This is a genomic window from Citrobacter sp. Cpo071, from assembly GCF_030332765.1.
Classification (GTDB): domain Bacteria; phylum Pseudomonadota; class Gammaproteobacteria; order Enterobacterales; family Enterobacteriaceae; genus Citrobacter; species Citrobacter portucalensis.
The window spans coordinates 14,798-36,553 of record NZ_JAOWHE010000066.1 but is presented as its reverse complement, the minus strand read 5'-3'; the positions used below and the strand labels follow the sequence as shown (position 1 = coordinate 36,553).

General features: G+C 49.3%; 28 protein-coding genes. 22 read left to right on the top strand and 6 right to left on the bottom strand.

Annotation, left to right across the window (positions count from 1 at the left end):
• Window positions 1-40 precede the first annotated feature (40 nt).
• The 3 genes from OGY09_RS03835 to OGY09_RS03825 all read right to left on the bottom strand — a co-directional run bounded on the left by OGY09_RS03835 (window position 41) and on the right by OGY09_RS03825 (window position 3,872).
• On the bottom strand, window positions 41-2,512 hold the full coding sequence (locus OGY09_RS03835) for a 3'-5' exonuclease (RefSeq protein WP_286589962.1): 2,472 nt from the start codon (window positions 2,510-2,512) through the stop codon (window positions 41-43).
• Window positions 2,513-2,653: 141 nt separating this feature from the next.
• Window positions 2,654-2,992, bottom strand: coding sequence for an RrF2 family transcriptional regulator (locus tag OGY09_RS03830; RefSeq protein ID WP_226804215.1), 339 nt, complete (start codon window positions 2,990-2,992; stop codon window positions 2,654-2,656).
• A gap of 490 nt (window positions 2,993-3,482) precedes the next feature.
• Window positions 3,483-3,872 (bottom strand): helix-turn-helix domain-containing protein, encoded by a 390-nt coding sequence (locus OGY09_RS03825; RefSeq protein ID WP_057068814.1) that lies wholly within the window; start codon window positions 3,870-3,872, stop codon window positions 3,483-3,485.
• A gap of 101 nt (window positions 3,873-3,973) precedes the next feature.
• On the opposite strand from OGY09_RS03825, the gene OGY09_RS03820 reads away from it, so the two are divergent.
• From OGY09_RS03820 to arsC, 9 genes are all read left to right on the top strand, one after another.
• Window positions 3,974-4,189 (top strand): transcriptional regulator, encoded by a 216-nt coding sequence (locus OGY09_RS03820; protein ID WP_071941331.1) that lies wholly within the window; start codon window positions 3,974-3,976, stop codon window positions 4,187-4,189.
• Window positions 4,190-4,191: 2 nt separating this feature from the next.
• Window positions 4,192-4,746, top strand: coding sequence for a toxin YdaT family protein (locus tag OGY09_RS03815; RefSeq protein ID WP_057068813.1), 555 nt, complete (start codon window positions 4,192-4,194; stop codon window positions 4,744-4,746).
• A gap of 252 nt (window positions 4,747-4,998) precedes the next feature.
• Entirely contained in the window at window positions 4,999-5,913 is a 915-nt protein-coding gene (locus OGY09_RS03810; RefSeq protein WP_275158556.1) for a DnaT-like ssDNA-binding domain-containing protein, read from the top strand.
• Window positions 5,825-6,370 (top strand): replication protein P, encoded by a 546-nt coding sequence (locus tag OGY09_RS03805; protein ID WP_275158578.1) that lies wholly within the window; start codon window positions 5,825-5,827, stop codon window positions 6,368-6,370. The genes OGY09_RS03810 and OGY09_RS03805 overlap by 89 nt, the downstream gene beginning before the upstream one ends.
• 123 nt (window positions 6,371-6,493) lie before the next feature.
• A complete protein-coding gene (gene arsR, locus OGY09_RS03800; protein ID WP_044711237.1) occupies window positions 6,494-6,847 on the top strand; it encodes an As(III)-sensing metalloregulatory transcriptional repressor ArsR in 354 nt (117 codons plus the stop codon).
• 46 nt (window positions 6,848-6,893) lie between these two features.
• Window positions 6,894-7,256 carry an arsenite efflux transporter metallochaperone ArsD gene (gene arsD / locus OGY09_RS03795; protein WP_044711234.1) on the top strand — a complete coding sequence of 121 codons (363 nt, stop codon included), beginning with the start codon at window positions 6,894-6,896 and terminating at the stop codon, window positions 7,254-7,256.
• Between the two features lie 17 nt (window positions 7,257-7,273).
• Complete coding sequence (gene arsA, locus OGY09_RS03790) at window positions 7,274-9,025, top strand: arsenite efflux transporter ATPase subunit ArsA (protein WP_057068811.1); 1,752 nt, start codon at window positions 7,274-7,276, stop codon at window positions 9,023-9,025.
• Window positions 9,026-9,072: 47 nt separating this feature from the next.
• Window positions 9,073-10,362: an arsenite efflux transporter membrane subunit ArsB gene (arsB, locus tag OGY09_RS03785; protein ID WP_060683637.1), complete on the top strand. Its 1,290-nt coding sequence runs from the start codon at window positions 9,073-9,075 to the stop codon at window positions 10,360-10,362.
• A 12-nt stretch (window positions 10,363-10,374) separates the two neighbouring features.
• The gene (gene arsC / locus OGY09_RS03780) at window positions 10,375-10,800 is read left to right on the top strand and encodes a glutaredoxin-dependent arsenate reductase (RefSeq protein ID WP_038641366.1); all 426 of its coding nucleotides are present in this window, start codon (window positions 10,375-10,377) and stop codon (window positions 10,798-10,800) included.
• Between the two features lie 67 nt (window positions 10,801-10,867).
• Here arsC and OGY09_RS03775 read toward each other — a convergent pair whose 3' ends face one another.
• A complete protein-coding gene (locus tag OGY09_RS03775) occupies window positions 10,868-11,164 on the bottom strand; it encodes an ArsR/SmtB family transcription factor (protein ID WP_038641364.1) in 297 nt (98 codons plus the stop codon).
• Window positions 11,165-11,264: 100 nt separating this feature from the next.
• Here OGY09_RS03775 and OGY09_RS03770 point away from each other — a divergent pair, with 100 nt between their 5' ends.
• The 6 genes from OGY09_RS03770 (at window position 11,265) to OGY09_RS03745 (ending at window position 15,511) form a co-directional block, all read left to right on the top strand.
• Window positions 11,265-12,356 (top strand): permease, encoded by a 1,092-nt coding sequence (locus OGY09_RS03770; protein ID WP_057068807.1) that lies wholly within the window; start codon window positions 11,265-11,267, stop codon window positions 12,354-12,356.
• Window positions 12,357-12,639: 283 nt separating this feature from the next.
• Window positions 12,640-12,873, top strand: coding sequence for a DinI-like family protein (locus OGY09_RS03765; protein ID WP_060683639.1), 234 nt, complete (start codon window positions 12,640-12,642; stop codon window positions 12,871-12,873).
• Window positions 12,874-13,292: 419 nt separating this feature from the next.
• Window positions 13,293-13,493 carry a hypothetical protein gene (locus OGY09_RS03760; RefSeq protein WP_060683640.1) on the top strand — a complete coding sequence of 67 codons (201 nt, stop codon included), beginning with the start codon at window positions 13,293-13,295 and terminating at the stop codon, window positions 13,491-13,493.
• A 2-nt stretch (window positions 13,494-13,495) separates the two neighbouring features.
• Complete coding sequence (locus OGY09_RS03755) at window positions 13,496-13,855, top strand: RusA family crossover junction endodeoxyribonuclease (protein WP_060683641.1); 360 nt, start codon at window positions 13,496-13,498, stop codon at window positions 13,853-13,855.
• Complete coding sequence (locus OGY09_RS03750) at window positions 13,852-14,892, top strand: DUF968 domain-containing protein (RefSeq protein ID WP_275399230.1); 1,041 nt, start codon at window positions 13,852-13,854, stop codon at window positions 14,890-14,892. Before OGY09_RS03755 ends, OGY09_RS03750 begins: the two co-directional genes overlap by 4 nt.
• Before the next feature lie 13 nt (window positions 14,893-14,905).
• Complete coding sequence (locus tag OGY09_RS03745) at window positions 14,906-15,511, top strand: hypothetical protein (RefSeq protein ID WP_275399233.1); 606 nt, start codon at window positions 14,906-14,908, stop codon at window positions 15,509-15,511.
• A 313-nt stretch (window positions 15,512-15,824) separates the two neighbouring features.
• Here OGY09_RS03745 and OGY09_RS03740 read toward each other — a convergent pair whose 3' ends face one another.
• Window positions 15,825-16,199, bottom strand: a complete 375-nt coding sequence (locus OGY09_RS03740) for a FlxA-like family protein (protein ID WP_016152722.1) — start codon at window positions 16,197-16,199, stop codon at window positions 15,825-15,827.
• A 144-nt stretch (window positions 16,200-16,343) separates the two neighbouring features.
• Between OGY09_RS03740 and OGY09_RS03735 the strand changes: the two genes are divergently transcribed.
• From OGY09_RS03735 to OGY09_RS03720, 4 genes are all read left to right on the top strand, one after another.
• Complete coding sequence (locus OGY09_RS03735) at window positions 16,344-16,532, top strand: hypothetical protein (protein ID WP_057068805.1); 189 nt, start codon at window positions 16,344-16,346, stop codon at window positions 16,530-16,532.
• A gap of 153 nt (window positions 16,533-16,685) precedes the next feature.
• On the top strand, window positions 16,686-16,964 hold the full coding sequence (locus OGY09_RS03730) for a phage holin (RefSeq protein WP_003832349.1): 279 nt from the start codon (window positions 16,686-16,688) through the stop codon (window positions 16,962-16,964).
• Entirely contained in the window at window positions 16,936-17,484 is a 549-nt protein-coding gene (locus OGY09_RS03725; protein WP_057068804.1) for a lysozyme, read from the top strand. Before OGY09_RS03730 ends, OGY09_RS03725 begins: the two co-directional genes overlap by 29 nt.
• Window positions 17,481-17,996, top strand: coding sequence for a DUF2514 domain-containing protein (locus OGY09_RS03720; protein ID WP_057068801.1), 516 nt, complete (start codon window positions 17,481-17,483; stop codon window positions 17,994-17,996). The genes OGY09_RS03725 and OGY09_RS03720 overlap by 4 nt, the downstream gene beginning before the upstream one ends.
• Before the next feature lie 69 nt (window positions 17,997-18,065).
• On the opposite strand, the gene OGY09_RS03715 is transcribed toward OGY09_RS03720, so the two are convergent.
• Window positions 18,066-18,605: a cytochrome b gene (locus OGY09_RS03715; protein WP_057068799.1), complete on the bottom strand. Its 540-nt coding sequence runs from the start codon at window positions 18,603-18,605 to the stop codon at window positions 18,066-18,068.
• 308 nt (window positions 18,606-18,913) lie between these two features.
• Here OGY09_RS03715 and OGY09_RS03710 point away from each other — a divergent pair, with 308 nt between their 5' ends.
• From OGY09_RS03710 to OGY09_RS03700, 3 genes are read left to right on the top strand one after another with little or no spacing between them, the layout of a single operon-like run.
• The gene (locus OGY09_RS03710) at window positions 18,914-19,420 is read left to right on the top strand and encodes a DUF1441 family protein (RefSeq protein ID WP_032943862.1); all 507 of its coding nucleotides are present in this window, start codon (window positions 18,914-18,916) and stop codon (window positions 19,418-19,420) included.
• 3 nt (window positions 19,421-19,423) lie between these two features.
• Entirely contained in the window at window positions 19,424-21,541 is a 2,118-nt protein-coding gene (locus tag OGY09_RS03705) for a phage terminase large subunit family protein (RefSeq protein WP_275399229.1), read from the top strand.
• Window positions 21,538-21,753, top strand: a complete 216-nt coding sequence (locus OGY09_RS03700; protein ID WP_044711201.1) for a hypothetical protein — start codon at window positions 21,538-21,540, stop codon at window positions 21,751-21,753. The genes OGY09_RS03705 and OGY09_RS03700 overlap by 4 nt, the downstream gene beginning before the upstream one ends.
• Window positions 21,754-21,756: the final 3 nt, after the last annotated feature.

Here is a 21,756-nt window from a genome sequence, read left to right as displayed (position 1 = left end):
AACATACCAGGCAGGATCCGTAAATTGTGAAATTAGAAAATCAGTTTGCAGTCAGGCGTTGCCAGATTGCAGAGACGTATTTGACCTGATGCCGTGCGTCAGAAAGCGCATTGTGCATTTCGCCTTCAAACGGGATGTCGAAGCGTGGATTGATACCGACAGATTTACCCAGCTCGACCATGGTCCTTACGTCCCTGTCATTCCAGAACGGAACAGTGAAGGGGGTATCTGTTAACGCGTATGCGCGGCGAAGAATGACGTTATCAAACGAGCAACCATTACCCCATAACTGAACTGTGTGGCTTCCGTTAGCAGCGTTTTCAGCAATAAAGTCAGCCAGAAGTTCGAGAGTCTCAAGCAGCCCCATGGCTTCATCAACAAGAATGGCAGAGCGGGCTTCAGATGATTGTTTCAACCACCACTGAATCGTCGACGCATCCGGTTTCATGCCAAACGACATCGATGACTCCAGACTGACAACTTGGTAAAACTCGGCACCAGTGTTACCAGTTGAAGGATCAAAAAATACAGCGCCAATAGAGACTATTGGGGCATCAGGACTGTTGCCCATAGTTTCCATATCAACCATCAGGTGAGTATAGAAAGCGTTCAGGGGATTCGTTTCAATATGGTGAACGGGTTCATTATTCAGGGGTGCTGACGCGTCACCAGTTGCATCAGAGCTTTTAACTGGCAAAACTGCTGTTTCGCTCTGAGGCACTTCAGCATTAGCTTGGATTTCGCTGTTGTCAGTTTTTTCCATCTGCACATCGCTGGTGGTTTCCTCGGTATTGGCTTGTTGTAATTTTTCTTCGACGGCGCGCTGGCGTACCTGGTCTACGACAGAAAGCGCGGCTGCCGGCTGGTTACCCATCAGGCCGTCGATGGAGAACACGCCGTTGCCCATGTTGGCGATTTCTGGTTGTTCGACTCCTGCCTTCTGTTCAGCTGTGACTTTCTCGTTAATCTCGTTTTCCCAGCTTTTTTCTGGCACGTGACCGGCTGCCGCCAGGGTTTCTTCAGTTGGGTGCTGGTGGTCGGTTTCAGTCAGGTTCTTATTGATGTAACGGCTCAGCAGTTCCGGGAAATGGTGAGCGTTTTCTTCTGCACTGCGAATAAGCGCGAAAATAGCGGCACGGGAATAATCCAGGATGCCAGCGCGTTTGCGCAGGGCGACGGACCACTCTTTGAACGGGCTTTCGTTTTTAGCAATGATCTCTTTTGCACGACGGAAAACGCCACCCGGAATATCGTAGATGTTGAAATCCATTGGAAGTGTGGCCAGCGCAATATCAATGTCCAGAGTTTCCAGCGTGTGGACAAGTTCCGGGTTACGATCGGTCTTATTGCCACCACCAGCGTTGGTTCCTGCATCAGAGCGCTGAATCTGTGACACACGATTGCCCTTACACCACTCTTTAACCAGCAACCCGCGGTCAATGTGTTCAGTACTGAACCAGGCCTTAAAGAACTGAATTACGGTAGACAGATCCACTCGTTTACCATCAACCGGGAAAATAGTTTTTAGCGCGCTGACAATTTTCCAGATATCGATCTCTGGCGCTTTCTTGAATGGTTCTACATTCTCGGCGGCAAGCAGCAGATTTTGCACGTAGCTGTTATCCACATCCAGCTCAAGTTCCTGAATGGTTTTCTTCTGTTCAGTATCAATATGGTAAGCATATTCATCAGAAATAAACTGAGCTAAAAGGCGCTGGCGTAGCGGGAGAGTCGCAACGGTAATGAGTTCTGGCGTTACAGGTGGAACGGTGGGCTCATCACCCACAATTCGTGCTTTCTTATCGTTAACCCACTCCTGCACGGTTTGAGTCCGCGCTTTCGGTTCCGCAATCCATTCGGTAATAAATTCCTCAAATGAAGCAATGGTATAGACCTGCTCACGGTCGAAGACTTCTTTTATTGCGTTTGCCAGGTTCCACTCGACATGAGCAGAAAGCTCTTTCGCCGCTGGCACATTTGCAACGGCTAGTAATAGGTTTTGTATATAGAGATCATTTTCGTCCAGTTCCATTTGTCCGATCTGGACGTGCCGCGCTTCACTGATTTCCTTCTCTTCACCGTCATTTAACAGGTGCGCAATCAGCCGCTGAGACAGGCGCAGGCGAGATATGGGGCGGAGCAATGCTGGCGCATCGCTGGTGGGTACATTGGCACTGGAGGTTTCAGGTTTTTGCTGGCTGGAAGCCTCCAGATTTTCATTATCCGGCATCTGTTTCAGTTGCCACGTCAGCTGGTCTTCTGCCAGCTCGTAACGATCGCACCATGTGTCATCAAGTGTGCTTTCCTCAGGCAGATCGTCAACAACAAACCAGTTGGTGCGGACAGGTGATTGATAGTCGGCGCCACGACCGACGGCAATATCGTTGTCTTCGAGAATATTGAGGATTTCGCGTTCTGCACGGGAATCTGATTTCGCAGAGAACCAGCAAAACAGGTTTTTTGCCTCAGTTGCTTTCGCTTTGGCTTTAATAAGATACGCATACGTTAACATTGCGTTCGGGCTCCATTGGATTGTAAGATACCCGGCAGCTGATGATCGCCGCCTAAGGTAGTGGTTATTGGTCAAAACTCGTTCCGGAAAGCTTTGGTCGGCTGACCGGGTACTTAACCCGCCTTGCGCGGGTTTTGTGCTTTATGGGGTAGGGGATTTTCCCTGCGCCAACTGTGCGACGGGGACCCACTCCAGAGCATTCAGCACGGGTTCAAATGAATCAGGCGTGTGAGTAACGGCGCGAACGACGTCAGCCACAGTGGGATTTGCTTTGCTAAGATGGTATCCGCCACCAGCGCCACGCTGGCTGGTGACGATTTCACTACTGCGCAGCTTCGAGAAAATCTGCTCGAGGTAAGACACAGACAGCTTTGATTCCTTACTGATTGATGCGATGGAAACAGGGCTGCCGTTGTAAATCCTGTTGAGGATGGCAACTACCTGAACAGAAGCCACCACACGTTTCATTCCAAACTCCATAGTCACTTCCTTACTGATGCTGGCAACAGCCATTGGTCAAACTCGTTATGAACGAACTGCAGTCTGTTGGTCGGCAGACGGGTCGCCCGTTTGGGCGAGCATGTAGCAAATCAGTCGAATGATTACTTCAATGCGATTTAGATGTACGGCCTGACACCGCACTGGTTTTCGTGCGAAATCGATCATGGATTTATCCTTTTGCGTTGCCCTTGTCGCCAGGCTGGCGGAACGTTAAACCTGCTGCGTGTTAATACTTGCCATCTCACCCGGTGATTCATATGCCGCCGGTAGCTACTTCGTGGGCGTCCTGCCTCGATGACGTTTTCGATAAATGAATTAAAGCATTGGTTTATTAATAATGTCAATCATCAATTGATGTCAAGGATAAACATTTGCTTTATCGGTCGTGGAAAATTAAAGGGAAGGATGTTCTGACTAAAGGGCGAAAAAAAACCGGCAAACGCCGGTTTCAATGGATGGGAAAAAACTCTTAGTTCACATCGTTAGCCTTAAAACGGCCACGAAGATATTTTTCAACGTAATCATCAATTTCCTTTAACCGCAGTGCAAAGGTATCAATCATTCGCTCTTGTTCTGCCTCTGGTAGCTGCCTAAACAAGTTAAGCATTTTGCTCTCGTTAGGCTTGAGGCCTGAATCTTCTGATACTTTCTCACCTAACAACCAAGTAACGGACACGTTGGCGGCTTCCGCAATCGCTATGGCGGACTTCTTACTGATAACTCCCTTCTTAAACCACCCATTCACAGCTTGAGGTGTAACTCCTGCAATGCGAGCCATATCAGCTTTGCTGATCCCTCTTTGAGTAATTTCTTCTAAGCGGGCTACCAGTTGGTTATTGAGATCTTCAGTGTTTTTCATACACCCATTGTAAATGTTTGGTTTATAGTCACAATAAATTTAAAGTTTGCATTTAATGTAAACCTATGCTTTATTACTCCCAACTTAAAAAGGAGATAGTCATGACAGCCCTTGATAACGCAATTCGAATAGCTGGCTCAGCCAATAAATTAGCTTGCACGATTGGTGTAAGCGGAATGGCAGTAAGTCAGTGGAAAGCAAAAGGTACTGTTCCTTCGTCACGGGTACTTCAAGTCTTTAGCGCTACAGGGGTTACCCCTCACGAACTTAGACCCGATTTATATCCAAATCCAACGGATGGATTACCTAAGGAGTGACCATGCAAACCATCTCTTTTAAAAATCATACCCCGACGATGGTGGGATTTCAGAAATCAAAAAATCAGTTTTCTCATAGTCGCCGGGATTGGATGAAGTGTAAAAAAATCTGGGCTGCTGTTCGTGAATGGGAATCGACAGTACCTGGACAGGCGCAGGAACGGATCGCTCAGTTGGTGGCTGAAGAGTGGGCCAGAGCAGATGGCCGGGGAATTGCGGTTAATAAGCAGAATTTATTCCGGTATCTGAAAAATGAGGGAGGTTCAGAAAAGTACACGACTTACGTTATGCAACTGTCAGGTTCAATAATTGCCGCTATGCCTGTTCAGATTGCCAGAAAGCACGGGTTAAGTAATGCGAGCACAGAAGCGGAGCTGGTGGCGAGCGCTATCAAGGAGTGCAGTGAGGCACACCAGGCGAAATTAGTTGGCGCGCCGTTACAGAAGCTCGAGAAGGAGATTCGCGAAGCGGCAATCGCATTGTTCAACATGTTACCTGCTGACGCGGCGGGACCACTACTGGCGAGCATAAGCGCCGTAGCGCCGCAATTGTTTTAATCGAGTTTTGACCAATGACCATTTTTACTGCAACTCGCGGGGTGAAGTATGCCTAATCCTTTGGCTAAGGCCATGCCTAAGAGTAAGGCTAATAACGAGCCTTACCGTAAGGTAAAGATCACCATGTGGGATGATCCGAAGTTTCGAGCCTTATCACCACTCCCGCCAAGTGGGCAGAGTCTGTTTATTTACCTGCTTACAGGTCCATTCACGGGGATTATTCCCGGGCTGTATAAGGCGGGAAGGGCGGCTATGGCCGAAGAATTAAACTGGGATGTCGAAGCCTTCGACTTAGCCTTAGGCGAAGCCATAGCGTTAGGTATGGTGGAAGCCGACCTTAAAGCCAGAGTTTTTTGGTTGCCTAATGCGGTGAAACATAACCCGCCAGCATCAGTGAACGTGATCAAATCCTGGGCAAGATCGTTTGAATTACTGCCTGAATGTTCACTGAAAGATAAAGCATACGAAGCTCTCAAAGCAGCCTGTTACGGGGTTTCTGGCGCTATGGGGATGGCTTTTGATAAGGCTTTCTCCTTGCCTAAGGATAAGGCTAAGTCTTTGGCTAAACCTTTGCCATCAGGTATCCAGAAAGCAGTTAGCAGTAAACAGATCTTAACCCCCTCTCTTAACGCGGGCGCGATAAAAAATCCGAATGGGGATCAGGAGCTACCGCCCCCGGCCATGCCCCGATACCTGGACGGTGTTGATGAACCGATCGGGAAGTTCAGCATGGCAGATAGCTGGCTTCCCTCCAGAGATTTCCGACAGCGTGCCGCATCGTGGGGTATCCCCCTGCCTGAACCAGATTACCTTCTGACTGAACTCGCGGAATTCACCGCGTACTGGGGGTCGGAAGGGAAAGTTTTTACGCAAATTCAGTGGGAACAAAAACTTGCCCGACATGTAGCCCGGGTGAGAACGCAGGTAAAACCAGAAACCGGAGGTAACAGTCATGTGGGAGCAGGATCAGAACCAACAGCATCCCGGGCAGTTCAGCAAATTCAGTCAGCCCACGCAGAGTGGCGCCGCAGGAATGGACTTGATGGCGACGGAAACAGCCTGGCGTCTGTGGCAGGTCATGGGGGAGGTGTATTCGAACCGATGGACCCAGAAGAACGGGGCGGAGCCTTCGCCTATCTGGATAGCCCAGATAGGTTCGATGACTGAACAGCAAATTAGACTGGTCTGTCAGCAGTGCATGGAGCGCTGCGCGATGGGAAATACATGGCCGCCTGACCTGGCTGAGTTTGTTTCTCTGGTTTCAGAGAGTGGTGCAAATCCATTTGGGTTGACGTCGGAGCAGGTTATGACGGAGTACCGGTGCTGGCGCAATGAGTCATATCGGTATTCAGGTAGCGATAAATATCCATGGCCTCAACCTGTGCTGTATCACATCTGCATCGAAATGCGCAGAACGGGCGTTGAACGTCAAATGACAGAGGGGGAACTGAAACGACTGGCGGAAAAGTTACTTACGAAGTGGTCGAAGCATGTTGGTAATGGACTAAGTGTCCCACCAATTCGACGTCAACTGGCGGCGCCGCACCATCCGGCGGGGCCAACGCCAGCGCAACTACTGATGGATGAATACAGGCGTCGAAAAGCGGCAGGGTTAACGAATTGAAGAATAAACAAATTGTAAACACGAAATGAAATTCACGTAACTATCATATTTGAATTTTCGAATATGATAGTTGACGGCACTCAACTATTGCAGGAAACTACGGAGAGAATTCAGGAGATTAAAATGGTTGAACTAACTTCTCTACAACTTTTCAAAAATCTCTCAGATGAAACCCGGTTGGGTATCGTGTTATTGCTTAGAGAGATGGGAGAGCTGTGCGTGTGCGATCTCTGCACTGCGCTGGAACAATCTCAGCCCAAGATCTCCCGCCATCTGGCGATGCTTCGGGAAAGTGGATTATTGCTGGATCGCAAGCAGGGGAAATGGGTTCATTACCGCTTATCCCCGCATATTCCTTCCTGGGCTGCTCAGATTATTGAGCAGGCCTGGTTAAGCCAACAGGACGACGTTCAGGCCATCGCCCGTAAGCTGGCTTCAGCCAACTGCTCTGGTAGCGGGAAGGCTGTCTGCATCTAAAAAATTTGCCTGAACATATATGTTTTTTCAAATGTGAGGTATTGAAATGAAAACGTTAACGGTATTTGACCCAGCGATGTGTTGCAGCACCGGAGTCTGCGGTACAGATGTTGATCAGGCTCTGGTCGATTTTTCTGCGGATGTACAATGGCTCAAACAACGTGGTGTACAAATTGAGCGTTTCAATCTCGCACAACAACCGATGAGCTTTGTACAGAACGAGAAGGTCAAAGCGTTTATTGAGGCTTCCGGGGCAGAAGGTTTGCCATTGTTGTTACTGGATGGCGAAACAGTGATGGCTGGGCGTTATCCGAAACGCGCTGAGCTGGCTCGCTGGTTTGGTATTCCACTGGAGAAAGTGGGATTAGCGCCAACAATCTGCTGTGGTGGTAATACTTCTTGTTGTTAAGTATGTCAGGAGGACATATGAACTTCTTACAGAATATCCCCCCTTATCTGTTTTTTACTGGTAAAGGAGGCGTTGGTAAAACCTCTATTTCATGCGCCACGGCGATCCGTCTGGCAGAACAGGGGAAACGGGTGCTGCTGGTCAGTACCGATCCGGCCTCAAACGTAGGTCAGGTGTTTGGACAGACGATTGGCAATACCATTCAGCCAGTAGCTTCTGTTCCAGGATTATCGGCTCTTGAGATTGATCCTCAGGCCGCTGCACAACAGTACCGGGCCAGAATCGTTGACCCTATTAAAGGCATCCTGCCTGATGACGTCGTTTCCAGCATCAACGAACAACTGTCGGGGGCATGCACAACAGAGATTGCGGCTTTTGATGAATTTACCGGATTACTGACAGATGCTTCTCTACTGACCCGGTTTGACCATATCATTTTTGATACCGCACCGACGGGTCATACCATTCGCCTTCTCCAGTTGCCAGGTGCCTGGAGTAGCTTTATTGATAGCAACCCCGAGGGTGCGTCCTGCCTCGGCCCGATGGCCGGTCTGGAAAAACAGCGTGAACAGTATGCCCAGGCTGTTGAAGCATTATCTGATCCAGCACGTACCCGACTGGTTCTGGTTGCTCGTCTGCAAAAATCCACGTTGCAGGAAGTTGCCCGGACTCATCTGGAGCTTGCCGCCATCGGTCTTAAAAATCAGTACCTGGTCATCAACGGCGTTCTGCCCAAAACTGAAGCAGCAAACGATACACTGGCTGCGGCAATATGGGACCGTGAACAGGAGGCGCTGTCCAATCTTCCCTCTGATCTTTCCGGTCTGCCAACTGACACGTTATTCCTCCAGCCGGTCAATATGGTCGGCGTGTCTGCACTCAGCGGACTTCTCTCCACTCAGCCTATAGAGGCGTCATCCTCTGAAGAATACATTCAACAGCGCCCTGACATTCCGTCACTTTCTGCGTTGGTCGATGATATTGCCCGTAATGAGCATGGCCTGATCATGCTGATGGGTAAAGGTGGTGTAGGGAAAACCACGATGGCGGCTACCATTGCTGTCAGACTGGCCGAAATGGGATTTGATGTCCATCTGACAACATCTGATCCTGCAGCGCATCTCAGCACAACCCTCAACGGAAGCCTCAACAATCTGCAGGTCAGCAGGATCGATCCTCTCGAGGAAACTGAACGCTATCGTCAGCATGTTCTTGAGACGAAGGGAAAAGAACTGGACGATGCGGGAAAACGCCTGCTGGAAGAGGACTTACGCTCACCCTGCACCGAGGAAATTGCGGTATTCCAGGCCTTTTCACGGGTGATTCGTGAGGCGGGTAAGCGCTTCGTGGTGATGGATACGGCACCGACCGGACACACGCTCTTGCTGCTTGATGCCACCGGGGCATATCACCGCGAGATTGCCAGAAAAATGGGGGAAAAAGGCCATTTCACCACACCGATGATGCAACTGCAGGACCCGGAGCGAACCAAAGTGTTACTGGTCACGCTACCGGAAACCACGCCGGTACTTGAGGCGGCAAATTTACAGGCCGACCTTGAACGTGCAGGAATTCACCCTTGGGGCTGGATTATCAATAACAGCCTTTCCATCGCGGATACCCGTTCACCGCTGCTCCGCTTGCGAGCGCAGCAGGAACGTCCGCAGATCGAGAGCGTTAAAAATCTACATGCCAGCCGTGTAGCACTTGTACCCGTACTGGCGTCAGAACCAACCGGCATCGATAAACTCAAACAACTCGCGGGTTAGTTATTACCATCATTCGGGGCAGCATTGCTGCCCTTTCAGGAGGTTATATGTTACTGGCAGGAGCCATTTTTATCCTGACCATCATATTGGTTATCTGGCAGCCAAAGGGATTAGGGATTGGCTGGAGCGCCACGCTGGGGGCCGTACTGGCTCTGGCATCGGGTGTGATTCACATTGCTGATATTCCGGTGGTGTGGAATATCGTCTGGAACGCGACGGCAACATTTATCGCCGTTATTATCATCAGTCTGTTGCTTGATGAGTCAGGCTTTTTCGAATGGGCAGCGCTGCACGTTTCTCGCTGGGGGAACGGTCGTGGCCGCCTTCTGTTTACGTATATCGTTCTGCTCGGCGCGGCAGTCGCGGCACTGTTTGCCAACGATGGCGCGGCACTTATTCTGACGCCGATTGTTATCGCTATGCTCCTGGCGCTTGGCTTCAGTAAAAGCACCACACTGGCTTTCGTGATGGCCGCAGGGTTTATTGCCGATACCGCCAGCTTGCCGCTTATCGTATCGAACCTGGTCAATATCGTTTCGGCTGATTTCTTCAAACTGGGATTCACGGAATATGCCTCGGTAATGGTGCCGGTGGATATCGCCGCCATCGTCGCCACTCTGGTGATGCTGCATCTATTTTTCCGCAAAGATATCCCGCCCACTTATGATCTTGCACGACTGAAAGAGCCCGCAAAAGCCATCAAAGATCTGGCAACATTCAGAACAGGTTGGATTGTATTAATTCTTTTGTTAGTGGGCTTTTTTGTACTCGAACCACTGGGTATTCCGGTCAGTGCCATTGCAGCAGTAGGGGCAGCAATCCTGTTTGCTGTGGCAAAAAAAGGTCACGGCATTAACACCGGTAAAGTGCTGCGTGGGGCACCATGGCAGATCGTGATCTTCTCGCTGGGAATGTATCTGGTGGTCTATGGGCTGCGTAACGCAGGGCTGACAGAATATTTGTCTGACGTGCTGAACTTACTCGCAGATAAAGGCCTGTGGGCAGCCACGCTGGGAACGGGATTCCTGACCGCATTCCTCTCTTCTATCATGAATAACATGCCTACCGTATTGATTGGCGCATTGTCGATTGATGGCAGTACCGCGTCGGGCGTTATCAAAGAAGCAATGATTTATGCCAACGTCATTGGCTGCGATCTGGGGCCGAAAATTACCCCTATTGGTAGCCTGGCAACGCTGCTCTGGCTACACGTACTTTCACAGAAGAATATGACCATCACCTGGGGATACTATTTCCGCACCGGGATCGTCATGACTCTGCCTGTGCTGTTTGTAACGCTGGCCGCGCTGGCGCTACGTCTCTCTTTCACTTTGTAATGAGATACTGATATGAGCAACATCACCATTTATCACAACCCAGCCTGCGGCACATCGCGTAACACGCTGGAGATGATCCGCAACAGCGGTAATGAGCCGACCGTTATTCTTTACCTTGAGACTCCACCTTCACGCGATGAGCTGGTCAAACTCATTGCTGATATGGGCATTTCCGTCCGGGCGTTACTACGTAAGAACGTCGAGCCATATGAGGAACTGGGTCTTGCCGAAGATAAATTTACTGACGACCAGTTAATTAACTTTATGTTGCAGCATCCAATCCTGATTAATCGCCCCATCGTTGTAACACCGCTGGGAACCAAACTGTGCCGTCCTTCTGAAGTTGTTCTGGATATCCTTCCTGATGCTCAGAAAGGGGCTTTCGCCAAGGAAGATGGCGAGAAAGTCGTTGATGATGCAGGCAAAAAATTGAAATAAGCGACAGGAGAGCCGCCTGTTATTTAGGCGGCTCCTTTATCAAATAAAAACAATGGATTGCCTCGATTTAAATCTTTGGACTGTTGATGCAACATTCTTCGCGTAGAAAATCAATAATCGACTCTAACTTGTCATATTGAGAAACGCAGATTAAGGATCGGCTTTCGCGATTTTGTTTGACCAGACCAACGGAAACAAGAGCGGATATATGATGACTCAGTGTTGAAGATGGAATCGCAAGTTGTTTTTGTAGATCACCTACAGGTAAACCTTGTTCACCGGCTTTAACAAGGTGTTTGAAAATAAACAAACGTGTCGGATGTCCTAATTCTTTCATAGCTTTAGCTACTTCTTCTAGTTGCATGGTGCCTTCCTCGTCTAGTGATATTTCGATAATACCAGAAATATGTTGATCTAACCTCAATAATTCGATTATTCTAGAAATATAGTTTATAGGAGGTTTCATGAATAGCTGGATTTCTATGTTTACTAACGCGGCAGAGATGTTCTTGTTTCTTGCTGTCGAGTTGTCTGCGCTTTTTTTTCTGATTAGTGCGGGTGTTAGCCTTATCAGGCAAAAAATTCCGGACCAAAAGATTCAAAGAATGTTAGGGGCGAGAAAGGGGAGAGGTTACATACTTGCATCGCTGTTAGGAGCTGTAACACCGTTTTGCAGCTGCTCTACAATTCCCATGTTACGCGGACTGTTATCAGCAAAAGCAGGCTTCGGTCCAACACTTACATTTTTGTTTGTTTCACCTCTGCTTAACCCGATAATCATTGGTCTGATGTGGGTTACTTTTGGTTGGAAAGTTACCCTGCTATACGCTGTTATAGCTGCAACAGTTTCCGTACTGGCAAGTATTTTGTTAGATGTGCTTGGTTTTGACCGACATATTGTCGAAACATCAAAACCGCTGGCTAGCTGTTGTGGTGTTAGCAGTGGAAAAACTCTTGAAACTAAACTACGGAGTGTTTCAGCTTGCTGTTCTGTATCAAATCAACAGGACATAGGGGCTAATAGTTGTTCTAAACCACAAGAAACGTTTAAGAGTTTCTCAGCATTTCGGGGCACAAATTGTGAATTGAGCTGCGAGACAGGTCAAACAAATAAACAATTCTTCCCGAAAAGTGTAGTAAGAGATCCTGGTGCGATACGTCTGGCATTTCAGGATGCCTGGACTCAATTTAAAGATGTATTACCTTATCTGATGTTAGGTATTGTTATAGGGTCGTTTATCTACGGTTTTATACCTGCAGAGTGGATTGCTGCTCATGCCGGGCATGATAATCCGTTTGCGATTCCATTAAGTGCAGTTATTGGAATACCTTTGTATATACGTGCTGAGGCAGTAATTCCGTTGGCATCAGTCTTGATGGATAAAGGCATGGGAACGGGAGCAGTAATGGCTCTGATTATTGGTAGCGCTGGAGCTAGTCTGACGGAAGTAATACTGCTTAAATCAATGTTCAAAACACCCTTGATTGCTGCATTCCTGACCGTTATTTTGGGCATGGCGATTATTATGGGATACCTGACACAGTTGTTATTTTGATTGGGTATGTTAGACAGAACCAGAAAAAGTTGCAGGGGGGGCGAGCGTATGAAAGTTGTGCAATCAATCCCCATCAATACAGTTATCCAAATTTAAGGACGTTGATATCTCCATACTTACTATGGTGTTCAAACAACAAGTCCGCATTGGATTGAACCCGCTTCGGCGGGTTTTTTTGCATCTAATTGATAGGCTAAGGTTAGCAATTTGTGCTCTTAAGTCATTGATCATTTCAATGTATCGGTGTACTGTACAAATATACAGTATTGCAGTGGAGGCTAATATGAAAGTTGAACTCACCATTGATCGTACTAAAGAACTTCCAAAGGGAGCAGTTCCGGCGCTGGAGAAAGAGTTACTTAAAAGGTTGGGTAATCAGTATGAGAACTGCAGCCTGAGCATACGTCGTGCAGGTTCTGATGGCTTAAGTGTTCTTGGTGGTAACAAGGAAGATAAAAAGAAAATTGAGACGATTCTCCAGGATACCTGGGAAAGTGCTGGCGACTGGTTTTATTAATTATTTTGGGTGTTGCTTTTATCCCGTTTGCATGGGGGAGTTTAAGTGAAAGAAAAATTAGAATTGCCCCAAAAAGGCTACGCAGTCATCAGATGTCACGATGGGGTTATCGTTGCCAGACTGCAATCATTTCCCGAGTGTGAGCGCGCACTGATGTACCGTCGCGGTAGCATGGTGTCATTTATGCCTCTTCAGGATGATGAAATTATCGGCACACCTACGTTGTTTACTCAGATGCTGGAAAGGGCTGGTTATCGCGTAACCCAGAATTCTGTTACACTCCCGTCATAGGCCTGAACAACCTATACCTGCTGCGCCACAGGAGAAAAGCCCATGGCGCAAGATCAATTCAAGCAATTCCACATACTGACGTTAACCAACGCCAGCGATTTTCTTTTTGCCGCATCCAGAGGTGCGTTATGAAGAAAAGCTGGTTTCAACATACCCAACTCACCACTGAGCAGGCTGACGAACTGGAAGCCCGCTATCACGCAAAGCAGATTAAGACCGAGCGTAGTCTGGATAATGACTTCATTCACTGGACGATCAGCGCGCTCTTGCCAGAAGTCTCTGATCCTCCGCGTCAGGACAGAACCTGGCAACAACGGATCTGGAGGTGAATGTGAAAGTCTACGATATCACCCCAATGGGCAAGCCCAGAATGACGCGCGCTGACAAATGGAAAAAACGCCCCGAGGTTCTGCGTTACCGGGCTTTCTGTGATGAAGTTCGTCTGCGGGGTGTTGAGCTGCCGGAAAGCGGTTCACATGTCACCTTCATTCTGCCGATGCCAGCGAGCTGGAGCAAAAAGAAACGGGCTGAGTTCAACGGTAAACCACACCAGGCTAAACCTGATTTCGACAACATGATGAAAGCCCTGATGGATGCCATTTACGAAGATGACGCTCACATCTGGGATTCACGCGTCACAAAATTATGGGGAGAGAAGGGACAAATAATTATCGGGGAGATTGCAGAATGAGGGCGCTGCTGAAGCCGGTGGTTGCGCGTGAGCTTGGAATTGTGCTGCTCAAGCCGGGCAGTGAGCTGATGTCATTATTCAGTTGTGAACGTGTGCTGGTGGAAAGCCAGCCAGCAGGTATGGAGCATTTGCCTGCAGGCCGTGTTCCTGACGTTCGCCAGCCGCTTGCGTGTGACGAGTCCCTGCGACCGTTCTTCCTGGATGAAAAAGTTATTAAGGCTGCTGGTGGTTTGAGTGGCCTTGATTACTGGCTTCTGCGTTATGGCGGTAGCTGCTGCCAGTGGCCACACAGCGATTACCATTATCACGAGTTAACCACTCTGCGTCATGAACCCGGATCGGTTCTTCTGTGTGGACATTGTGATAACCATTTGCGTGACCATTACAGCGAACAACTTGCAGAGCTGGCGAGATGTAATGTTATTAGCTGGATTATCAACAGCATCATGGTGGCGCTGAATCAGGTTCCTTCCAGAGAACTGTCGCTGGCGGAGCTATGCTGGTGGGCGGTGCGTATGGGTGTTACTGACGCAATTCCCGAATCAGTAGCCAGTCGGGCGCTTCGTATTCCTTCGAAAAATCATCAGTCAGTCATGCATGAATGCGACATCGAGCCGGGTCTAACCCCCACCAGCATCATTACAGCCAGAGCCAGCACAGTAACCGTGAACATGCCACCAGCGCAGGTGCCTGCGGTTAAGCCCGTAGTTGGTGTTCTGGTCGATCCTGAGTCCCCGCAAACCTATATGAAACGTCCAAAGCGTATCCGTTGGACGGCCCCCCGATATCTGGAATGGATTAAAACACAGCCCTGCGAATGCTGCGGCAAACCATCCGACGACCCACACCATTTAATTGGCTGGGGGCAGGGAGGTATGGCAACGAAGGCACATGATATTTTCGCGATCCCCCTGTGTCGTCAGTGCCATACAGAACTACATAACGACCCGGTGAAGTTTGAGCGAAAGCATGTACCTCAGCCGGTAATGATTATCAGAGTGCTGGATCGGGCTTACGGGCTCGGTGTTCTGGCGTAAGGAGATGAACAGGATGACACCACGTCAACGACGTAATCATTTTGAAGCACTTGGTAAAGCAGCATCTGCGCCGCGTAAAAGCTGGCTGGGGAAATGCATCCTCCTGACGGGGATCCAGTCCGGATGGATTAAATCCCTGCTTACTACATGGGGTGATGGTGTGGGTGGAAAAACAGCACCACGTATGCCGCGAGGACACGCGTGCTGGAATGTACTTAAGGGACGGAACTGGTCAGATAAGGCGTTAGAGCGCTTCACCGCGGCGTTGAACCAGGCTCGAGAAGAGGGATTCCGTGGGCAGCAGGCAATGAACAGGGCGCACAGCATTCTCTGGCCCCAGTCACCTGCCAATGTGATTGATGAAGCCCTGCATAATGATGATGTCGATTTTGTTGAGCAATGCGTACTGCAGGCGCTGGATATTAACGATCCGGTTTATGTTGTTGGTCTTCAGTATTACACCACACGAAAAAAAATCTCAGATATAACCCGGGAACTGCAGGCGATTGCGCCCTGGCTGACACAAGAAAAGGCCAGAGAGCGAGTTAAGTGGTGTTTACAGATTTTCAGAGCAAAGGTGTACCTGTCAGCGAAAACACTATTGGAAAGCGAGGAATAATGCTTTTGCTTTTTTGTGCTGTTTTTTGTATCTGGTATTGAAAACTACCCAGAAAGTTAGATAATCCATTCATGCTTGGCAGAGCTGCGCCACGATGGCAGCGACGAAAAGCGAACAATTTGAATATAACGAGAACCCCGCCAGTGCGGGGTTTTTGCTTTTCGGCGATACGACAGGGGTATTCGCGAGGTGCATTGCACCAGTACCCCTGTCATATCGCCGAGCTGAAATTGTTAACCTGAAAACAAGTTCTCACAATGCTCCAATGCTTTTTCGTTTCTAGCTCAGAGGAAAAATGAGAGGGGGGCAACTGCTAAACGTAGACATCAATATTTTTAGTATTATTCCCTGCAACGTTCGAACTTGATTTGTCACTTACCGTAGGTAATGCACCCGATGCCATTTGGTTTTTTTCTGCTTCTTGTTTTTGTAATTGAGCAATTTTTGCGTACATAGACTCGATTTGCCTTTGAATCATCTCCATCTGCTGTTTAAGCAGTTTTGCCTCATCTTCGGAGGTTACTTCATTTATTTTTGAACCCATGGCGCTGAGTTCTTTTGTCAACTCACCAATTTGTTTTTTCAGGTTTTGAATTTGTTGTGAAACAGAGTTGCCAGTACTTGAAGGTGCTTGTTTTACTGTGCTTTGCAGTATGTCCTGACCCAAAGTGCTAACTGTCATGCTCATGGTGGTTCCTCCGGCCTTACATTTATTACCCATTATCGTCATCTTTCGAAATTACTTTATTAGCAAAGGTTAAGTTGTGGCTTCCTGCACCACAGCATTATTTGTGCTGCTCTATACTATCTGCTGAGTATCGCGGAGGAGTTTATGAAAGAAGGGTATTACTGGATTCAGCATGTCGGAGTTGTACAGGTAGCGTACTACACGAATGACACTGTTGATGATCTGGAATCGGGTAAAACAATCACAGGTGTCTGGCATCTGACCAGAGGCGATGACATTTGCCATAACGGTGAAGCAGAGGTGTTAGAAGGTCCTCTCTCTCCACCATTGTAAACAACCGTACTTACTTCGAGGCTGCCGCATGGCGGCCTTTTTCATTTCAGGCTCACGGGAATCATCCGCTACGTGCTTTGTTGATAAATCCAGCCCGTGAAGCCTGACCCTTTAATCACACACAGCGCCATCCGAAAAATCGGAGGTGAGGCTATGACCAGAATGAGCACCATTTACAGCAGACTTTCATATGGAACAGGAACCACGCTGACCGGCTGCGGTGTATCAGCGAAGGCATATGCCGAAACAGCTAAAACAGCAAAAGAGGTGTCCTGGATGTTGGCCGACAGAATTGCAGGGTTAAGCCTGAGCGACTGGGCAATTATTGTCGGTATCGCATGCACTGTTATCACTTGTGCAGTGAACTGGTATTACAGGAAAAAGGAAAGGGAGGACCGGCTTAATGGCAATGTCACCAAAGCTGAAGAATAAACTGAGCGCAGCGGTCGTTGGGTTAATTCTTGCCGGGGCTTCCGCACCCGTGATTCTCGATCAGTTTCTGGATGAGAAAGAGGGTAACAGCCTGACGGCGTATCGTGACGGCGGCGGAATCTGGACCATTTGCCGTGGCGCCACGATGGTTGATGGTAAGCCAGTAGTTCAGGGCATGAGGCTTTCTGCTGAGAAATGTGCCCAGGTAAACGCCATAGAACGCGACAAGGCGCTGGCGTGGGTTGAGCAAAATATCAAGGTACCACTGACCGAACCACAGAAAGCCGGGATCGCGTCTTTCTGCCCATATAACATCGGCCCCGGAAAATGTTTCCCGTCTACGTTTTATAAGCGAATAAATGCTGGCGACCGTAAAGGTGCCTGTGAAGCCATTCGCTGGTGGATTAAAGACGGTGGCCGCGATTGTCGTCTGACCAAAGGCCAGAAAAATGGCTGCTATGGGCAGGTAGAGCGACGAGATCAGGAAAGCGCGCTGACGTGCTGGGGGATAGACCAGTGAGCCTGCGCTATCAGTTCATTGTTATTTCGTTGCTGGTGGCCGTTGCATTCATCGCGGGTAGTGTATGGAGCAGCCGCGGTTGGGAAAAGAAGTGGGCGGAACGTGACAGCGCAGAATCATCGCAAACAGCGAACGCGCAGACCGCCGCCCGCATGATTGAACAAGGGCGCATTATTGCCCGTGATGAGGCTATAAAAGATGCACAAGCACAAGCCGCTAAATCTGATGCCACTGTTGCTGGCCTGTCTGCCACTGTTAACCAGTTGCGCACCGAAGCAACAAAGCTTGCCGCCCACCTGGGTGCCGCAAAGCACACCGCAGATCTTGCCGCTGCCGTCAGAAGCAAAACAGCCGGAGCCGACGCCGCAGTGCTCGCCGACATGCTCGGACGCCTTGCAGAAGACGCTCGATATTATGCTGCGCGATCTGACGAACGGTACACCGCCGGGATAACGTGCGAACGTATTTACGAGTCGGTGAGGCAGTCAAATAAAGCTGGTATTAAAAGATGAAATCAGGACAGTCATTATGGCAGTCGTTTATTGTACAACTGCCATGATGTACGATATTAAAGCCTCTGGTTATTTCTTTTCGTTACAATCAGGGAGCATCCTCAAAAGAGTATTGTCTTTCTGGATGTAGTGATGAAATAACGCTGCACCAGCATGTGCTGCGATTAAAAAATACCCGATGTTTGCCAGTGTTTCGTGTATATCTTTGATAAGTGACTTTATTTCTCCGTCAGGAGTAACGAAAGGAGCAATGTTAAAACCTAAGAAACTCCAATCCTTTCCACCGTAAGCCATAATTGCAATACCTAGTAATGGTAGAGCCACAAAAGAAATGTAGAGCAGGATATGCATTATTTTAGCAGCCATCATCTGCCATGCTGGCGGGGGCGGAGTGATAGCTGGGTCATGATACTTATGTTTAATAATTAACCGTATTATCATTAAAAACCAGACAAATACCCCGGCATTGTAATGTGTTTCTTTCATAAGAAGGTAGGTATTGCTGCCTTTGGGAAACCATCCGCGCAGCTCCATAGCCGCATAGGTTATCGCTATTAACATCAGGGTTAACCAGTGTAAGCGAATCTGAAGTTTTGAGAATCTGACCATTATTCTTGCCTTAAACGGTGTGTTACATCAACCATATAGGATGAAGCTTAACAAATCCTTATCTTCTCTAAGAGATTAAGAATCTGTTATTTGAGTGATCTCGACTGTCAGGTCTCTTCGTAATGGACTGGCTGATGTTAATTATCAAAAGGTACTCCTGGCGATTTTGAACACCGAGGGGGCGAGGACACGCGGAAAACGGCTGGTTTTTTGCATTTTATCGGCATCATCATCATTCCCTTAACTTGTTGATATTTCAGTCGTGAAATTATTCACGATGTCGAAATGGTTAATTATTGTTCATCATCATGGATAACGAACTGAAAAACCTTCGCCTCAATATCAATCAGCTGGCAGCGGTGACCGATCTTCATCGTCAGACGATTTCCAGCAGACTGAATAACGTTGAGCCTGCTCCGGGCAGTAATTCTCGTCTCAAGCTTTATTCTGTTGTCGATATTCTCCGGGAACTGCTGGGCCGAACCACGGCACCCGAGCTGGTGGATATCGATAAGATGTTACCGCCGGATCGTAAGGCGTGGTTTCAGTCCGAACGCGAGAGGCTTAAATTCCAGCAGGAAACAGGTGAGTTAATCCCGGCATCGACAGTGACCCGAGAATTTTCATCGCTGGCAAAAGCCGTCGTTCAGGTGCTGGAAACGCTGCCGGATATTCTTGAACGTGATTGTGCGATGACGCCTGCAGCTGTCGTTCGGGTGCAAAAAGTCATCGATGACCTGCGGGATCAGATAGCCCTGAAGGTTGAGCAGGCAGATACGCCGGAACAGGAGGACAGTTCGCCAGAAGAGGAGTAAGCCATGCGACAGGCCACGGCGGCGGAGCTAAGAAAAAACACTGCCGGGATCATCAGAGCACCGCGTCGAATGCCTGTAGCCGAAGCCGTACATAAATATATGCGTGTTCCGGTCGGTGTGGGTAACTCCGTTGAGTGGGATCCTAATCTTGCCCCTTATGTTGTGGAGCCGATGAACTGCCTGGCATCACGCGAATATGATGCTGTCATTTTTGTTGGCCCTGCCCGAACGGGTAAAACTATTGGTCTGATTGATGGCTGGGTGGTGTACAACGTTGTCTGTGATCCGTCTGACATGCTCATCATTCAGATGACGGAAGAAAAAGCGCGCGAACACTCAAAAAAACGTCTGGCCCGAACATTTCGTGTCAGCCCGGAGGTGGCATGCCGGCTGAGTCCTTCACGCAATGACAACAACGTGCATGACCGGACTTTCCTTGCCGGGAACTACCTGAAGATAGGCTGGCCGTCTATCAACATCATGTCGTCCTCAGATTTTAAATGTGTGGCGCTGACGGATTACGATCGCTTCCCGGAAGATATCGACGGGGAAGGGGACGGATTTTCTCTTGCTTCAAAACGTACCACCACCTTTATGTCGGCGGGGATGACGCTGGTCGAGAGTTCACCGGGCAGGGAAATCACCAATACGAAGTGGCGGAGAAAGTCACCTCACGAAGCCCCTCCCACGACCGGGATTCTTTCTTTATATAACCGCGGCGATCGTCGTCGCTGGTACTGGCCATGCCCACATTGCGGGGAATACTTTCAACCGGCCATGGAGGCGATGACAGGCTACCGGGAAACGTCTGACCCGGTAAAGGCCAGTGAAGCGGCGCATATTGATTGTCCGCATTGTAGCGGCATGATTACCGCCGACAGGAAGCGGGAACTGAACGGAAAGGGTGTCTGGTTGAGAGAGGGACAGACTATCGACCGTGAAGGCAACATTAGCGGAGAAGCACGACGCTCGCGTATTGCCTCGTTCTGGATGGAAGGACCTGCGGCGGCATACCAGACATGGGCGCAACTGGTTTACAAATTACTGACGGCGGAACAGGACTATGAGGCCACCGGCAGCGAAGAAACGCTCAAGACGGTAATTAATACGGACTGGGGGCTTCCTTATCTTCCCCGTGCAGCCAGTGAGCAGCGACGTGCTGACGTGCTGATGCTGCGGGCAGAAGACTATGACAAACGGCTCGTGCCGCCGAAAGTCCGTTTTCTTCTGGCGTCGGTGGATGTGCAGGGTGGGAAGAAACGCCGTTTTGTCGTCCAGATTATCGGGTACGGTGAAAACGGCGAACGCTGGCTGGTGGACCGCTATAACATCCGCCAGTCCCTGCGTTGTGATGAAAATGGTGAGGCGCAGCAGGTGCATCCCGGATCCTATCCGGAAGACTGGCAACTGCTCATCACGGATGTCCTCGAAAAAACCTATGCGTTGCAGTCAGACCCTTCGCGACGGATGCCCATTCTTGCAATGGCTGTCGACAGCGGCGGGGAAGATGGGGTAACGGATAACGCCTATAAATTCTGGCGCCAGTGTCGTCGTGACGGACTGGGTAAACGGGTTTACCTGATAAAAGGTGACAGCACCCGACGCCAGAAAATCATTACCAAAACGCACCCTGACAACACAGGCCGAAGCGACCGCCGGGCGGATGCGCGTGGTGAGGTTCCGGTATATCTGTTGCAGACAGACCTGCTAAAAGATCAGCTCAGTAACAACCTTGAGCGTGAAACACCCGGTGCCGGGTATATCCATTTTCCTGACTGGCTGGGGGAGTGGTTCTACGAAGAACTGACCTACGAAGAACGCGGTACGGACGGAAAATGGCGCAAGCCCGGAAAAGGCAATAACGAAGCCTTTGACCTTTTCTGTTATGCCCACGCCGTCGCTGTCCTGCGTGGTTATGAAAAAATCCGGGACTGGGAACAGCCCCCGGCATGGGCAGCTGCTCAGGAGAGTAATTCAAACATCATTGACGGGGATCGCCCCAGGGAGATTGCTGTGAAAAAAGCGGTACCTGTACGTTCGTCTCCTGTTTCTGAAACTGAACAGCCCAGCCCACTTTCTGGCGGCTGGCTGGGTGTCAGTGACAACGGAGGCTGGCTGTGACGAAATCAGAAATTCAGCAGATGCTGGTAACTGTGCGCCAGGCTTACCGGGATTCTCTGGATGGTAAAAGCGTGTCATTCACGGGGGTTAATGGCCGGGCAATTACCAACCATGACCCCAAAGCCCTGCGTGACGAGCTTGAATACTGGGAAAGGCGCTGGCGCGCTGTCTCAAACCGCAACGGCTCGTTCAAACTCGCTAACTTTCTGTAAGGC

Bases quoted from the DNA above. Each gene is read 5' to 3' on its own strand.
- OGY09_RS03835 (WP_286589962.1), bottom strand. From the start codon at position 2,512: ATGTTAACGTATGCGTATCTTATTAAAGCCAAAGCGAAAGCAACTGAG.
- OGY09_RS03830 (WP_226804215.1), bottom strand. From the start codon at position 2,992: ATGGAGTTTGGAATGAAACGTGTGGTGGCTTCTGTTCAGGTAGTTGCC.
- OGY09_RS03825 (WP_057068814.1), bottom strand. From the start codon at position 3,872: ATGAAAAACACTGAAGATCTCAATAACCAACTGGTAGCCCGCTTAGAA.
- OGY09_RS03820 (WP_071941331.1), top strand. From the start codon at position 3,974: ATGACAGCCCTTGATAACGCAATTCGAATAGCTGGCTCAGCCAATAAA.
- OGY09_RS03815 (WP_057068813.1), top strand. From the start codon at position 4,192: ATGCAAACCATCTCTTTTAAAAATCATACCCCGACGATGGTGGGATTT.
- OGY09_RS03810 (WP_275158556.1), top strand. From the start codon at position 4,999: ATGGCCGAAGAATTAAACTGGGATGTCGAAGCCTTCGACTTAGCCTTA.
- OGY09_RS03805 (WP_275158578.1), top strand. From the start codon at position 5,825: ATGGGGGAGGTGTATTCGAACCGATGGACCCAGAAGAACGGGGCGGAG.
- arsR (WP_044711237.1), top strand. From the start codon at position 6,494: ATGGTTGAACTAACTTCTCTACAACTTTTCAAAAATCTCTCAGATGAA.
- arsD (WP_044711234.1), top strand. From the start codon at position 6,894: ATGAAAACGTTAACGGTATTTGACCCAGCGATGTGTTGCAGCACCGGA.
- arsA (WP_057068811.1), top strand. From the start codon at position 7,274: ATGAACTTCTTACAGAATATCCCCCCTTATCTGTTTTTTACTGGTAAA.
- arsB (WP_060683637.1), top strand. From the start codon at position 9,073: ATGTTACTGGCAGGAGCCATTTTTATCCTGACCATCATATTGGTTATC.
- arsC (WP_038641366.1), top strand. From the start codon at position 10,375: ATGAGCAACATCACCATTTATCACAACCCAGCCTGCGGCACATCGCGT.
- OGY09_RS03775 (WP_038641364.1), bottom strand. From the start codon at position 11,164: ATGCAACTAGAAGAAGTAGCTAAAGCTATGAAAGAATTAGGACATCCG.
- OGY09_RS03770 (WP_057068807.1), top strand. From the start codon at position 11,265: ATGAATAGCTGGATTTCTATGTTTACTAACGCGGCAGAGATGTTCTTG.
- OGY09_RS03765 (WP_060683639.1), top strand. From the start codon at position 12,640: ATGAAAGTTGAACTCACCATTGATCGTACTAAAGAACTTCCAAAGGGA.
- OGY09_RS03760 (WP_060683640.1), top strand. From the start codon at position 13,293: ATGAAGAAAAGCTGGTTTCAACATACCCAACTCACCACTGAGCAGGCT.
- OGY09_RS03750 (WP_275399230.1), top strand. From the start codon at position 13,852: ATGAGGGCGCTGCTGAAGCCGGTGGTTGCGCGTGAGCTTGGAATTGTG.
- OGY09_RS03745 (WP_275399233.1), top strand. From the start codon at position 14,906: ATGACACCACGTCAACGACGTAATCATTTTGAAGCACTTGGTAAAGCA.
- OGY09_RS03740 (WP_016152722.1), bottom strand. From the start codon at position 16,199: ATGAGCATGACAGTTAGCACTTTGGGTCAGGACATACTGCAAAGCACA.
- OGY09_RS03735 (WP_057068805.1), top strand. From the start codon at position 16,344: ATGAAAGAAGGGTATTACTGGATTCAGCATGTCGGAGTTGTACAGGTA.
- OGY09_RS03730 (WP_003832349.1), top strand. From the start codon at position 16,686: ATGACCAGAATGAGCACCATTTACAGCAGACTTTCATATGGAACAGGA.
- OGY09_RS03725 (WP_057068804.1), top strand. From the start codon at position 16,936: ATGGCAATGTCACCAAAGCTGAAGAATAAACTGAGCGCAGCGGTCGTT.
- OGY09_RS03715 (WP_057068799.1), bottom strand. From the start codon at position 18,605: ATGGTCAGATTCTCAAAACTTCAGATTCGCTTACACTGGTTAACCCTG.
- OGY09_RS03710 (WP_032943862.1), top strand. From the start codon at position 18,914: ATGGATAACGAACTGAAAAACCTTCGCCTCAATATCAATCAGCTGGCA.
- OGY09_RS03705 (WP_275399229.1), top strand. From the start codon at position 19,424: ATGCGACAGGCCACGGCGGCGGAGCTAAGAAAAAACACTGCCGGGATC.